At 43.7% G+C, this 14,256-nt stretch carries 10 protein-coding genes; 4 read left to right on the plus strand and 6 right to left on the minus strand.

Translation table 11 applies throughout. From position 1 onward, the window contains the following. Positions 1-2: 2 nt before the first annotated feature. From QZT80_RS05460 to QZT80_RS05470, 3 genes are all read right to left on the minus strand, one after another. A complete protein-coding gene (locus QZT80_RS05460; protein WP_295118778.1) occupies positions 3-1,286 on the minus strand; it encodes an MFS transporter in 1,284 nt (427 codons plus the stop codon). A gap of 24 nt (positions 1,287-1,310) precedes the next feature. After that, complete coding sequence (locus QZT80_RS05465) at positions 1,311-2,018, minus strand: VTT domain-containing protein (RefSeq protein WP_295118781.1); 708 nt, start codon at positions 2,016-2,018, stop codon at positions 1,311-1,313. Positions 2,019-2,087: 69 nt separating this feature from the next. Next, positions 2,088-3,335: a dicarboxylate/amino acid:cation symporter gene (locus QZT80_RS05470; protein WP_295118784.1), complete on the minus strand. Its 1,248-nt coding sequence runs from the start codon at positions 3,333-3,335 to the stop codon at positions 2,088-2,090. Between the two features lie 282 nt (positions 3,336-3,617). Here QZT80_RS05470 and QZT80_RS05475 point away from each other — a divergent pair, with 282 nt between their 5' ends. Beyond that, positions 3,618-5,069, plus strand: coding sequence for an amino acid permease (locus tag QZT80_RS05475; RefSeq protein ID WP_295118787.1), 1,452 nt, complete (start codon positions 3,618-3,620; stop codon positions 5,067-5,069). Positions 5,070-5,240: 171 nt separating this feature from the next. After that, entirely contained in the window at positions 5,241-5,954 is a 714-nt protein-coding gene (locus tag QZT80_RS05480; protein WP_295118790.1) for a YebC/PmpR family DNA-binding transcriptional regulator, read from the plus strand. 60 nt (positions 5,955-6,014) lie between these two features. Here QZT80_RS05480 and QZT80_RS05485 read toward each other — a convergent pair whose 3' ends face one another. Together QZT80_RS05485 and QZT80_RS05490 are read right to left on the minus strand one after the other, a co-directional pair. After that, positions 6,015-6,968: a D-2-hydroxyacid dehydrogenase gene (locus tag QZT80_RS05485; protein WP_295118792.1), complete on the minus strand. Its 954-nt coding sequence runs from the start codon at positions 6,966-6,968 to the stop codon at positions 6,015-6,017. A 972-nt stretch (positions 6,969-7,940) separates the two neighbouring features. Further along, positions 7,941-10,343 carry a thiamine pyrophosphate-dependent enzyme gene (locus QZT80_RS05490; protein ID WP_295118795.1) on the minus strand — a complete coding sequence of 801 codons (2,403 nt, stop codon included), beginning with the start codon at positions 10,341-10,343 and terminating at the stop codon, positions 7,941-7,943. Between the two features lie 232 nt (positions 10,344-10,575). On the opposite strand from QZT80_RS05490, the gene QZT80_RS05495 reads away from it, so the two are divergent. After that, positions 10,576-10,980 carry a DUF1573 domain-containing protein gene (locus QZT80_RS05495; RefSeq protein WP_295118798.1) on the plus strand — a complete coding sequence of 135 codons (405 nt, stop codon included), beginning with the start codon at positions 10,576-10,578 and terminating at the stop codon, positions 10,978-10,980. A 114-nt stretch (positions 10,981-11,094) separates the two neighbouring features. After that, positions 11,095-12,294, plus strand: a complete 1,200-nt coding sequence (locus QZT80_RS05500) for a pyridoxal phosphate-dependent aminotransferase (RefSeq protein ID WP_295118801.1) — start codon at positions 11,095-11,097, stop codon at positions 12,292-12,294. Between the two features lie 751 nt (positions 12,295-13,045). Here the strand turns inward: QZT80_RS05500 and carA are convergent. Further along, complete coding sequence (carA, locus tag QZT80_RS05505; protein WP_295118804.1) at positions 13,046-14,152, minus strand: glutamine-hydrolyzing carbamoyl-phosphate synthase small subunit; 1,107 nt, start codon at positions 14,150-14,152, stop codon at positions 13,046-13,048. Positions 14,153-14,256: the final 104 nt, after the last annotated feature.

Raw genomic sequence — 14,256 nt, forward strand, 5'->3', positions numbered from 1 at the left:
GCCTACTTTTCCACATAGTTAAGGTCTTTACCGAAAGTTTCGTCGATACGGATAGCGGCGATAAACGCAATGGCAATACATACAAGCCCTGTAATAAGGCCGCTTTGCAGGTATGACAAGCCGAACACTGTTTTCTGCAGCATTACGAACAACAGCGATATGATATTTAGCATGCCGCGTGCAAAGTTAGGCACGGTGGTGGCTGCTGTTGCACGTACGTTAGTACCAAACTGCTCTGCAGATACGGTCACAAAAATCGCCCAGAAGCCTACACTAAAGCCCATCAAACCTATTATGCTGTAAAAAACAGTTTCGCTCACACCATAAGCGCGGAAATACAATAGCACACTAATTAGGGTGAGAGTATAAAAGATGTACAACACTTTTTTACGGCTCTTCATCACCTGGCTGATGTATCCGCTGGCCAGGTCGCCTAACGTGAGGCAGGCGTAACAAATCATAATCGCACGTCCGGGATCGATAGAACCCTCCACTCCCATTTTTTCGGCAAAGCGGTCGGAGAAGGAAACAAGTATCCCAACCACATACCAGGTGGGTAAACCGATCAAAATACATTTGATATAACGCAGCAGTCTTTCCTTATCGGTAAAGAACTTAAAGTAGTTACCGCGGCTAATTCCTTCCTGCTGTTGTATGTTTTTAAACATTCCCGATTCTACCACGCTTACACGCAGTAACAGCAGCGCCAGTCCCAAGCCACCTCCAATAAAGTAACATACACGCCAGTTATCGCCCAGCGCTTTAGATACGAAATAGGCAACTACAGCGCCGGAAATACCTACACTGGCTACGATCATCGTACCCAATCCACGTTTTTCCTTTGGCAGTATTTCAGAAACGAGGGTAATACCCGCACCTAATTCTCCAGCCAGCCCAAGCCCGGCAACGAAACGCCAGATCATGTACCACATAATGGCATTGTCGCCGCTGATAAGGCCATTGGCAATGTTGGCTACAGAATAAAGAAGGATAGAACCGAACAACACGGAGAGTCGACCCTTTTTATCACCCAGGATTCCCCAGATAATACCACCTACGAGGAGGCCGAGCATCTGCACATTAATCAGTTGTAAGCCTACGCTTTCTATCTGCTCGGGGTTGAGGCCGAGCGATGCGAGACTTTTAATACGGATAATACCGAACAGCAGCAGATCATAAATGTCTACAAAGTAACCGAGTGACGCCACGATTACAGCTGCATTTAATAGGGATACAGCCGGCTTTACGCCAGCCTGTGTAACAGGAACTTTTGTATCAGTTTTCATATGTGGATGCTAAAAAATTTCTTACTACAGGGTAGAATCTGAGGGCGGCGTTTGCCCGTCAGGCCCTACGAAATGGTCTTCCGGGTGCTTTTGTCCCTTACTCTTTGGTTTACCGAAAGCCAGCTTGATAATCACCGGTGCAGTAGTTACTACAATAATGATGATGATAATCAGCTCCAGGTGGTCTTTCAGGTTAGGCCAAACCTTGTCGAGATAATGACCGGCGAGCATCATGGAAAATACCCATGAAAAAGAACCGATGACGTTATAAAACATGAATTTCTTACGCTCCATGCCTACGACTCCGGCAATGATCGGGGCAAAGGTCCTTACTACGGGCAGGAACCTGGCCAGGAACACTGCACCACCACCATGTTTGTTATAAAAATCTTGTGCCTGGTAAAGATGTTTTTTCTTGAACAGGAAAGTATCCTTCTTTTTGAACAACAAAGGACCTGACTTCTGACCAAACCAAAAGCCTACCATATTACCTATCACACCAGTAACCGCGATCATCGTCATTAATACGAAGAAAGGAATATCATAGAAGCTGGTGCAAAGCCTGTCGCCATAAATACCAGCTACGAAAAGCAGTGAATCTCCCGGAAGGAAGAACCCTACAAAAAGGCCAGTTTCAGCAAAAACGATAGCCAGCAAAAAATACAATCCCCCATTATCAATAATCCATTCGGGGCTAAGAATGTGCTTTAAAAAATCTATGATCTGATCCATGCTCTTGGTTATTACCCGCAATTAATTTTTATGAACTCGAAAAATAAGATATTAAATGTTAAACCCCCGTTATTTTTCCGGTAAAGGTTCGCCTAGTTTGCCTTCCCACTTAGATACGACAGTAGTGGCCATGGCATTTCCGATAACATTAGTGGCCGAGCGGCCCATGTCCAGGAAGTGGTCAACACCAAGCAGCAGGAACAGCCCAGCCTCCGGAATATCGAACATGGCAAGCGTACCAGCAATTACCACCAGTGAGGCACGGGGCACACCGGCTACACCTTTACTGGTGACCATTAACACCAGTAACATGGACATTTGCTGGCCAAAATCGAGGTGAATACCATAGGCCTGCGCAATGAAAAGGCTGGCAAAGGTCATATACATCATAGAGCCGTCGAGGTTAAAGGAGTAACCCAACGGCAAAACGAAACTCACAATCCTGTTATCGGCCCCAAACTTTTCTAGTTGCTCCATGGTACGCGGGTAAGCAGCTTCACTACTGGCAGTACTAAACGCCATCAAAATCGGGTCGATAAGCATTACTATCAATGATAATACTCTTTTGCCAATTACCAGATAGCCGGCAAAACACAGCAGGAGCCACAGTATCCCTAAGCCCAGATAAAACTGCCCGATGAATTTGCCATAAGTAATAAGGATACCGGGTCCCTTTTGCGCAATGATAGCTGCCACGGCTGCAAAAACAGCAAACGGGGCGAACTTCATTACATACCCGGTAAGCTTCAACATTACATGCGCAACGCTGTCCATCAGCTTAACAACCGGCTCGCCCTTTTCACCGATGGCCGCTGTTGCCACTCCAAAGAAAAGAGAGAATACAACAATCTGCAGTATCTCATTCTCTGCCATCGCTCTGATAGCGCTATCAGGAAATACATGTATAAAGAAGTTCTGGATCGTCATTTTACCCTTTTCCAGGCCGAGCGTTGCGTGCGTATCTGGCAATGGGAGATTGAGCGATACACCAGGCTGAAGCACATTCACAAGTATCATCCCCAGAAAAAGTGATATGAAGGTTGCTGAGATGAACCAAAGCATCGTTTTGCCTCCGATACGGCCTACCGATTTAATATCGCCAAGTTTTGCAACGCCCACAACCAGTGTCGAAAATACCAGCGGCGCAATGATCATCTTGATCAGCCGGAGGAAAATGGTAGTAACGATCGATATATTATCAGAAAAAGATTTGATGGATGCGTCCTCCGGGTAAACTTCCCTGTAAATCACCCCGGCAACAATGCCCAACACCAATGCCACAAGGATATAAACCGTAAGCCGGTTCGATTTCTTCATACAGTTACTCTTTAATTATCTAATTATTAGCGGAAATTGATTCCCTGAAAATTTCCCAAAAATAAGGTTCTGGCCGAAATATCCGCTGAAATATTGGCTGACAATGGATTTACAAATCAAACTGCCGAAAACCGGTTTACTAATGAAAGTGTTAGAAGACTGTCAAGCCCGCCACAGCCGGTAAAATAAAAATACCTTTTTTGATTTTACATACTATATTTGGCAATACTCGATAAATAGAAATAAACCTAATATCAACATCAACCACACAACAAAATTCTTATGAGCAAGATTTTTGCTAAAAAATCTCTTCCATTATTATTATCGGATGCATCAGAATCAGAGAAAGGACTAAAAAGAACATTGGGCTCCGGGGCACTCGTTGCATTAGGTATTGGTGCCATCATTGGTGCCGGCCTGTTTTCCCTTACCGGTATAGCTGCCGCTGAAAATGCGGGTCCTGCAGTAACTATCTCGTTTATTCTTGCAGCAGTTGGTTGCGCATTTGCAGGTCTTTGCTATGCAGAATTTGCCTCCATGATCCCTGTGGCTGGTAGTGCTTATACTTACTCTTATGCAACCATGGGCGAGTTTGTAGCCTGGATCATTGGCTGGGACCTCGTACTGGAATATGCGTTGGGTGCTGCTACCGTTGCGGTAAGCTGGTCGCGCTACCTTTTGGAGTTCCTGCACAAGTTTGGTATTCACCTTCCGCAGAACCTTGTATGTTCCCCCTGGGAAACACTGAAACTTAGTGATGGCACAATTATCAACGGTGGTACTTTCAACCTTCCTGCCGTTATTATCGTGATCCTGCTTTCTCTCCTGCTCATAAGGGGAACCAAAGAATCGGCCACGCTCAATAACGTCCTCGTTATTCTGAAAGTGGCAGTAGTATTAGTATTCATCGCTTTAGGCTGGGGCCACATCGACCCGGCTAACTATACACCTTACATCCCTGCCAACACCGGACAGTACGAACACTTCGGCTGGACGGGTATTGCAACCGGAGCCGCAGTGGTATTCTTTGCCTTTATTGGTTTCGATGCAGTATCTACTGCTGCACAGGAAGCTAAAAATCCTGCTAAAGGTATGCCTATCGGCATTCTTGGTTCGCTGGTAGTTTGTACTGTATTGTATGTACTGTTCGCTCACGTAATGACAGGCCTGCTGAACTACAAGCTATTTGCGAATGATGCAAAACCTGTTGCTACTGCTTTTGCGAAAACTGGTTACGACTTCCTGCAGAATGGCCTCATTCTCGCCATACTTGCTGGTTATACGTCTGTAATGCTGGTAATGTTGATGGGCCAGAGCCGCGTATTCTACTCTATGAGCCGCGATGGTTTGCTGCCCAAATTCTTCAGCGAAGTACATCCTAAATTCCGCACACCCTGGAAAACTAACTTGTTTTTCATGGTATTTGTGAGCATTTTCGCTGGTCTTGTGCCTGTGAGCCAGTTGGGCCACATGGTAAGTATCGGTACCCTGTTCGCATTCGTACTCGTATGTGTAGGTGTAATGATCATGCGTAAAACGATGCCGGACATTCCACGTGCCTTCAAAACTCCGCTGGTGCCTGTTGTGCCTATTCTCGGTATCCTGGTTTGTGGTTACCTGATGTACTCTCTGCCTGGCGAAAGCTGGTTACGCCTGGCTGCATGGCTCGCTATCGGCCTGGTCATTTATTTCACCTACGGTATTAAAAACAGCAAAATCAACGAGAAGTCTTAAAACAGCTCGTTTAACTAATAAAAAAACCGCTTTCCTCTACGGGAAGCGGTTTTTCTCATTTTATTTGGCCCAAACACTTTATTTTTGCAACGCTAAACACCCGTTCCCTGCAACAAAAGGGCCCTGCCCGCAGGAATCGGTCCCGAGAAAACAGCTTTACACATCATTATCATGGGAAGAATATTTGAAGTAAGAAAGTCCACCATGTTCGCCCGTTGGGACAAGATGGCAAAACAGTTTACCCGTATCGGAAAAGATATTGCCATGGCCGTTAAACAAGGCGGTGGTGATCCCGATAACAACCCTGCCCTGCGCCGGTGCATGCAGAACGCCAAAGGTGTTAACATGCCTAAAGATCGTGTAGAAGCGGCCATCAAACGTGCAGTAGAAGGTAAAGATAAGACCAACTATGAAGAAGTACTTTACGAAGGGTATGCACCTCATGGTGTGGCGGTAATGGTTGAAACGGCTACCGACAATACAACCCGTACTGTGGCCAACGTTCGTATGCACTTTAATAAAGGTGGTGGTAGCCTTGGTAACAGTGGCTCCGTAGCGTTCATGTTTAACAGGCTGGGCGTATTCAAAATTAAGAACGATGGTGTTAACCTGGAAGATCTGGAACTGGAACTGATCGACTTCGGTTTAGAAGAAATTGGTGAAGATAGCGAAGGCAATATTGTACTTCGTACCGCCTTCAGCGAGTTCGGTAATATGGCGAAAGCACTCGAGGAAAAAGGCATCACCCCTATTTCCTCTGAACTGGAACGTCTTCCGCTTAATACAGTTGAGTTGAACGAAGAACAAGCCAAGGAAGTATTTGAACTGATCGATCGCCTGGAACAGGACGATGACGTGCAGCAGGTGTTCCACAATCTGAAATAGAAGTATAAGTTCCACATAATTGAAAAGGGTAAGGGCACGACGCCTTTACCCTTTTCCTCTTTAGCTTACCACGTTTTGCGGGCTGCCTTCTATAAATGTCTTAACATTCTCCACTACCACACTCATCAGCCGTTTGCGGGCTTCCAGTGTAGCCCAGGCAATATGCGGTGTGATATAACAATTTTTAGCTGTCAACAATGGGTTATCAGTATCGGGCGGCTCTTTACTAATTACATCAAGGCCTGCACCGGCAATGCGACCGCTGTTCAGTGCTAATGCCAGGTCTGTTTCATTAATTAACGGTCCACGACTTGTGTTGATGAGGAATGCAGAGGGTTTCATCAATTCGATCATTCTTTTATTCACAAATCCTTTGTTCTGCTCGTTCAGCGGGCAATGAAGCGTTACAAAATCAGCCTCACGGAAACAGGTATCCAAATCTACAAACTTCACGCCCACCATCTTATCTCTTTCAGGATGTTTGTGAGATGCAATTACCTGCATTCCGAACGCCATCGCCAGTCTTGCCACAGCCTGGCCAATGCCGCCTAATCCAACTATCCCAATCGTTTTATGCTGTAGTTCGATCAACGGGGTTTTCCAATAACTAAAATCTTTACTGGCCGCCCATTCGCCCGACTGCACACTGTTGGCATGTGTACCAACGTTAAAACAATGCTCCAGCATTAACGAAATAGTCAGTTGAGCAACTGATGAAGTGCCATAAGCAGGTACATTGGTAACTGTAATGCCCTGTCTTTCCGCCGTTTTAACATCCACTACATTATAACCGGTGGCTGTAACTCCTATATACTTCAATTTTGGCAGCGCTTCCAGCGTTGCTTTACTCAGAATCGCTTTATTAGTAAGCACAATATCAGCATCGCTGCAGCGATCTGCGACCTCTGCTTCCGCCGTTCGCTCATAAACGGTTATTTCTCCTAATGCCTGTAGCTGCTCCCAGCTAAGATCTCCCGGGTTAAGTGTTTGTCCATCAAGTATCACAATTTGCATCGGTTGCTTTAATTTGGTACAGCTTCTAAAATAAGCATATTGCCGTTCTCCCCATGAGTAAATTAAGATAAGTATTTCTGTTTTCCCCCATCAAAACTGTAAAAAAATGGGCCATACGAAATCGCATGGCCCTGTTCCACCAAAATGTATTAACCAACTAACAATAACTTAGTTTTCTAAAACGATTATTCAATTTATCTATGATAAAAAAACCGTACGCGGATTTATAGGTCCCATAACAAAATTTGCCGTCCAACGATAGGTTATGCTCCCTTCCTAAAGGGTGAAGCCCTTCTACCAGGCGTACAAAGCGCATCCGCTGTACCTGGCCCCCACACTTCGTACATTTAATTTCTGCGATCCTTTTGTGTGAGGTTACAATGTTATCGCAGCGGATACATCTCATGTCCATATTCAATGGTTTTATACTGGTTGAATGTTAATTATTAAATGGGTAAGGGGATTCGGTATGGTCTAACATTCAAGCTAAATCTTCGAAAAGAGTGTTACTATTTATTTTGAAGACAGTTAAAGAGAAGGGCCATCTTTAGAGACGGCCCCTGGTCCCTGCCTATTTTACTATTTAAACCGTCAAAGCAATCGGCCGTATTGGAGGGTGTTACATTACCTCGCTTCTAAGTTAGAGAAATCAATATGAGTAAGATTGTTCAATGAACACAGTTGACGGTTTTGTACAGTAATGAATGCTAAATTATAAATGAATAAAAATGAACAGGGATAATAAAAAAGTATAAAAAACTAAAAATCAAATATTTATAACACAAAAAAGAGCCTTCAAAGGAAAACTGAATGTCTAATCTTGAATAAACTGACATGAATGAGGTTGTAAACAACATCTAGCATCCATACGCGTCAATTAACACGAAATTCATTTTGAAAAAGGGCTAAAAACAAAAGTCCCCTGAAGTAAATGGCTTTACCTCAGGGGACTTTGTATTTATTTTTAACAGATTATTCTTGCATCATTTCCGTTACAACGGTAACTACATCTTCAACATTAGGCTTGGAGAAGTAATCACCATCAGAACCGTAGGCAGGCCGGTGTGCCTGAGCAGCAAGGGTACGTGGAGCAACGTCCAGGTAACGATAACCACCCTGCAACTCTATCACCTGCTGGAACATGAACGCAGTGCCCCCACCCGGAACATCTTCGTCAACAAACAAAATACGGTTCGTTTTCTTCAGCGACTCGATGATCGTATTATTAATATCGAAAGGCAGCAATGTTTGAATATCAAGCAACTCAACTGAAATACCCAGCTCGTCAAGCGTGTGCATGGCTTCTTCCACTACTCTGAGCGTAGAGCCGTAAGAAACGATCGTGACGTCCGTACCTTCCCTGAGTACATCAACAATTCCCAGAGGTACAGTAAATTCACCAAGGTTTTCAGGTAATGCTTCTTTCAAACGGTAACCATTCAATGATTCAATCATCAACGCTGGCTCATGCGCACGAAGTAAAGTGTTGTACATCCCCGCTGCCTGCACCATATTACGCGGCACACAAATATGGAAGCCACGTAAAGAGTTGATGATCATACCCATTGGAGATCCGGAATGCCAGATACCTTCCAGCCTGTGACCGCGTGTACGCACAATGATCGGACAGAACTGCTTTCCTTTGGTGCGGTATTGTAATGACGCTACATCGTCGCTTAACGGCTGTAAACCATAAAGCAGATAATCCAGGTATTGAATTTCCGCGATAGGTCTTAGTCCCCGAAGAGCCATCCCTATCCCCTGCCCCATGATGGTGAGTTCACGAATGCCGGTATCGGCAATACGCACCTTACCATGCTTCTGCTGCAAACCGGCAAAGCCCTGGTTCACGTCGCCTATCTTTCCCACATCTTCTCCGAAAGCAAAAACATTAGGGTTGTGGGTAAACAATTCATCGAAATACCTGTTGAGCACTTCGTACCCATTGAGAACAGTTGGTTCAGCACTATATGCCGCTGGCACTACAGGCACATTAAGTGCAGAGTTGGCGCCGGTGGCATGCAGGTAAGTATTATAATTCTCTCTTTCTGTTTTAAGTTGTGTGTCGTAGAACGCTTTCAATTCCCCCAAAGCCGGAGATTCTATCTTGCGATTTCGTACCAGCACACTGGCGGCCGCTTTGAGAACATCTCTCCGCAACGGCTCACGGTTAACAGACAAATCATGCCTGGCGCGTTCGGCAAAGGCTGTTTCGGCCCGACCTTCATTTACCACATTTTGCAAAAGACCCGTTACTTGCGTAACCTGGGCTTTAATAGGTGTTATATACTTCTCCCATGCACGTTTCTTAGCTTCCAGCACAACAGCCTTGGCAGTTAGTTCGATTTCGTGAAGGGTTGCATCATCGGCTAAAGCATTACTGATCAGCCACTGGCGCATTTTAAGATTACAGTCAAATTCCTTTTCCCAGCTTAATCTTTCCTTACTCTTATACCGTTCGTGAGAACCTGAAGTAGAGTGCCCCTGGGGCTGGGTAATTTCTTCAACATGGAAAATAGCGGGGATATGGGTTTCACGCACCTTACGAAGGCCTTCTTCAAAGACTTCGCACATACCGGCATAATCCCATCCTTTTACATTATATATATCTAAACCATTGGAATCCTCCGTTTTACGGAAACCTTCCAAGGCTGCACTAATAGATCCTTTAGTAGTCTGATGTTTGCGTGGCACAGAAATACCATATCCATCATCCCAAACAAAAACAGCGAGGGGTACCTGTAAAACACCTGCAGCATTAATAGTTTCCCAGAAGTGCCCTTCAGACGTTGAGGCATCACCGATCGTTGCAAAACATACCTCGTTACCGTTATGCGACAGGTGTGTCAGGCTTTTCAATTCATCAACTTCTCTAAATAGTTTTGAAGCGAAAGCCAGTCCTAGCGCACGAGGCATCTGGGCCGCTGTGGGCGCCATATCCGTTGCGGTGTTCATCATCGCTGTAAGTGGCAGCCAGTTTCCGTCTTCGTCAATATTGGGTGTTGCAAAGTGAGAATTCATCTGCCGGCCACCAGAAAACGGTTCATTTTCGACGTCCGGGTCAGCATATAATTGGGAGAAAAATTGCTCCATATTAGCGATACCACTGGCGAATGCAAATGTCTGGTCGCGATAATAACCCGAGCGAAAATCACCGGGCTGGAAGTATTTTGCCATAGCAATCTGGGCAATTTCCTTTCCATCGCCAAAAATTCCAAACTTAGCCTTACCCGTCAACACCTCCTTCCTCGCTAAAAGGCTCACTTCTCTGCTTTCGCAGGCCAGCCGGTAATCATTTAATACCTCCTTGCGGAATTGCTCGAATGACAACTGGCTTTCCATATTCATAGCTAATAGTTCGTTGTTTTCTATCATGCCTGTCCGGTTAAAGTACAAATGTAAGGAATAATAACTTGTTCGCTAACGCTTTAGGAGAGAAGGAACACCCGTTCAATACAGTAGCAGATTTCAACTCAAATTATTTATTTTTTTAAGAAGATTTTAATAATTTCTGACGGATTGCAATGTTTTTGGCCGTAAATTTGTTTAAATAGTAAGAAACCGATTTTGTTTTTAACCAATCGTTTTTAAAAACCACATAACAAAGATGAAAAAATTTATCTTATCCCTATTTGCAAGCATGCTGTTAACTACAGCTCTTTGGGCTCAGGCTCAAACTGGTTCGGGTGCAACTAACCCGGTTGATGCTAAAATCAAGTTTTCTAAAGAAACTGTTGATTTTGGTAAAACTAAGCTTAACAAACCCGTTAATGCTGAATTTGAATTTACAAACATCAGCAAAGAACCAGTAATTATTGAGAACGCCAGGCCTAGCTGCGGTTGCACTACGCCAACCTGGACCAAAGAACCGATTCTGCCGGGTAAAAAAGGTAAAATCACTGCCCAGTACAGCGCGAATGCGATAGGTAAACAACAGAAGACAGTTTGGGTTAAACTGAAGGGCGTTGACCAGGACAAAGAATTGCACCTGGAAGGAACTGTAGAAAACTAATCAACGTTTTATAAGATTCAAAAAGCTGCTCTTTCCGAGCAGCTTTTTTTATGTCATTATTTTAAAGGAAAGCATCATAAGCCCTACCTTTGCACTTCAAAAGAAATCAAAAACATGCCTACCATTAGCCAGAGAGGGGAACAAATGCCACCTTCACCAATCAGAAAGCTGGTGCCCTTCGCAGAAGCAGCCAAGAAAAAAGGAGTAAAAGTTTATCACCTTAACATCGGTCAGCCCGACATCGAAACACCCAAAGCTGTTCTTGATGCGGTACGTCATTCCGATTTTAAGATCTTGGAATACAGCCACAGCGCAGGTAATGAAAGCTATCGCCGCAAACTTACGGGCTATTATGAAAAGTTCGGGATTGACGTAAATCATCAGCAGATCATTGTTACCACAGGAGGTTCTGAAGCGATATTGTTCGGCTTTATGGCCTGCCTCGATCCAGGTGACGAGGTGATCATTCCCGAACCCTTTTACGCCAACTACAATGGTTTTGCCGTTGCCGCTAATATTAACGTAAAGCCTATCACATCTTCCATTGAATCGGGCTTTGCTTTGCCCCCTATCGAAGAGTTTGAACAGTTGATTACGCCTAGAACTAAAGGTATCCTCATCTGTAACCCTAATAACCCAACCGGCTACCTGTATAGCCGCGAGGAAATGGAAATTTTAAAGCAGCTTTGCCTCAAATACAACCTTTTCCTGTTTTCAGACGAGGCTTACCGTGAATTCTGCTATACCGGCACTCACATCTCAGCCATGAACCTGGAAGGACTTGACGAAAATGTGATCCTTATGGATACCATTTCTAAACGTTACAGCGCATGTGGTGGCAGAATAGGAGCGCTCGTAACTAAAAATCAGAAAGTACTAGACTCCGTAATGAAATTCGCTCAGGCACGTCTCAGTCCCCCAAGTTTTGCCCAAATAGCAGGCGAAGCAGCTGTAGATTTACCTGATGACTACTTTAACGACATCAAAGCCGAATACCAGAGCCGTCGTGATGTATTGGTAAAATTACTAAACAACATTCCAGGCGTGTTCTGCCCCAATCCCGGCGGAGCATTTTATGCCATGGCCAAACTCCCTATCGATGATGCCGATAAATTTTGCCAATGGTTGCTGGAATCTTTCTCTTACGAACAGCAAACTGTAATGGTTTCGCCAGCCAGCGGATTCTACGCCACTAAAGGCTTAGGAAAGAACGAGATCAGATTGGCTTACGTTTTGAATAAGGAAGATATTGCGAGCGCAATGACTTGTCTTGAGAAAGCGTTGGAAGTTTATCCGGGAAGGATAAATAGCTAAATGTTATTTTCGATGCTGTCTATGTTAAAATAGGATTAAATTTTTGTTTAGCCTTTCTTAAATTTTGGTGTAAAAAATACACTTTAAAAGAAGAATATTCATATTACATTTAAATCGATATGAACTTTTATGATCGAAAACTGAGTTTTTGTCAAACAAAATTTGTTTTTCATTCAATTTATCTATAAGTTTACATCGTGAACGGAACGAAAGAGAGTTGAAAAGACAAATAGAATAAATAACAATATAAGTTCTTTGGTTTTTGATCGGCTTTTACAAAAATTTAACTAATATAATTTTGACAAGTGAAATAAAGATCGGAACTTTGCAGTATCACAAACAGTAAAAAAGAGTGTAGCTAACTAAAACGTTTTAGCATAAATCACTTCAAAATATTTTGTATCAGTTTTTCATAACGTGGAATTTATAAAGGCAAACGGCTCCGTTCTCGGGGCCGTATTTTTTTATACAGATTCCAAATATAATACTGTTAAGTAGTTATTAAAACTTTCAGTGCGAATCTCTGCAAAATAATTTCCTGGAAAATGATACCTGATAATTGCAATCGATTTTACAGAATAATGAGGTAACAATTAGATAAAATGATATTATGGTCACTCCATAGTACCTTCATAAAAGTTTTCATAACGTGGAATTTAAAATAATAAGGTCCCGAATCTTCGGGACCTTTTGTTTTTCTACATACCATCGTTCACTTATCCTGGAAGTTAAATGGGCTTCCGCCCATTTACTACATGTTCGCTTTAATCATCGTAAAGAAATCGTCGAATAAATACCTCGAATCGTGCGGACCTGGTGTTGATTCAGGATGGTACTGCACAGAGAAGGCCGGCTTATTCTTAATCCTGATACCTTCCACAGACTTATCATTCAGATTTACGTGGGTTACTTCTACGTTGGCTGATTTCGCAACAGCCTCCGCATCAATAGCGAAGCCGTGATTCTGTGTGGTGATCTCACAACGGCCAGTGAGCAGGTTTTTAACCGGGTGATTAAGACCGCGGTGGCCATGGTGCATTTTATAAGTAGGAATACCATTTGCAAGCGCCAATAACTGATGGCCCAGGCAAATACCGAACATTGGGCGTTCAGCCTCCAGTATCTTCTTGATATTTTCCACTGCATAAGTTAACGGAGCCGGATCCCCAGGACCGTTTGAGATAAAGTATGCATGTGGCTTAAACCCTTCGCATTCCTCGAAAGTTGCCGTTGTTGGGAATACTTTCAGGTAAGCTCTTTCGGAAAGGCATTTCAACATGTTGCGCTTAACACCATTGTCCATTACCGCAATCCTTATTTCTGAATTTGGATCGCCTACATTATAAGCTTCTTTAGTGGAAACCTCAGCACATAATGCCTGGCCTTCCATATCAGGAACCTTCACCAATTCGGCCTTTAATTTGGCTTCATCGAGAATTTCCGAAGAGATAATGCAGTTCATGGCACCTTTGCTGCGAACGTGACTAACCAACGCGCGCGTATCTACATCGTAAATAGCCACCAGGTTATTCTCTATAAGGAATTGCTCGAGCGACTCGTCGGCCTGTTTACGAGAGTAGTTGTAAGAAATGTTTTTGCAGATAAGGCCACTGATTTTAACAGAGCTGCTTTCTACATCATCCTTTTTTGTGCCGTAGTTACCAATGTAACAGTTATTCATGATCAAAACCTGTCCTTTGTAGGAAGGATCTGTGAAAACTTCCTGGTAACCAGTCATACCTGTGTTAAAGCAAAGCTCGCCGGCAGCTGTGCCGATCTTTCCAAATGCTTTACCATGGTAAACAGTGCCATCTTCTAACAACAGCATGGCAGGCTGGGTGGATCTTGACTGAGGCATTCTTCTTACTGTCTTATTTTTTGTGGTGCTTCCGGCTGCCCGAAAGTACCGGTTTAAAAAACTTTGCAAAAGTACTAAAACAGTAAGGGATTGCCACAAAAAAT

It is taken from the genome of uncultured Chitinophaga sp. (genome assembly GCF_902168175.1).
Lineage (GTDB): Bacteria > Bacteroidota > Bacteroidia > Chitinophagales > Chitinophagaceae > Chitinophaga.

Bases quoted from the DNA above. Each gene is read 5' to 3' on its own strand.
- QZT80_RS05460 (WP_295118778.1), bottom strand. From the start codon at position 1,286: ATGAAAACTGATACAAAAGTTCCTGTTACACAGGCTGGCGTAAAGCCG.
- QZT80_RS05465 (WP_295118781.1), bottom strand. From the start codon at position 2,018: ATGGATCAGATCATAGATTTTTTAAAGCACATTCTTAGCCCCGAATGG.
- QZT80_RS05470 (WP_295118784.1), bottom strand. From the start codon at position 3,335: ATGAAGAAATCGAACCGGCTTACGGTTTATATCCTTGTGGCATTGGTG.
- QZT80_RS05475 (WP_295118787.1), top strand. From the start codon at position 3,618: ATGAGCAAGATTTTTGCTAAAAAATCTCTTCCATTATTATTATCGGAT.
- QZT80_RS05480 (WP_295118790.1), top strand. From the start codon at position 5,241: ATGGGAAGAATATTTGAAGTAAGAAAGTCCACCATGTTCGCCCGTTGG.
- QZT80_RS05485 (WP_295118792.1), bottom strand. From the start codon at position 6,968: ATGCAAATTGTGATACTTGATGGACAAACACTTAACCCGGGAGATCTT.
- QZT80_RS05490 (WP_295118795.1), bottom strand. From the start codon at position 10,343: ATGATAGAAAACAACGAACTATTAGCTATGAATATGGAAAGCCAGTTG.
- QZT80_RS05495 (WP_295118798.1), top strand. From the start codon at position 10,576: ATGAAAAAATTTATCTTATCCCTATTTGCAAGCATGCTGTTAACTACA.
- QZT80_RS05500 (WP_295118801.1), top strand. From the start codon at position 11,095: ATGCCTACCATTAGCCAGAGAGGGGAACAAATGCCACCTTCACCAATC.
- carA (WP_295118804.1), bottom strand. From the start codon at position 14,152: ATGCCTCAGTCAAGATCCACCCAGCCTGCCATGCTGTTGTTAGAAGAT.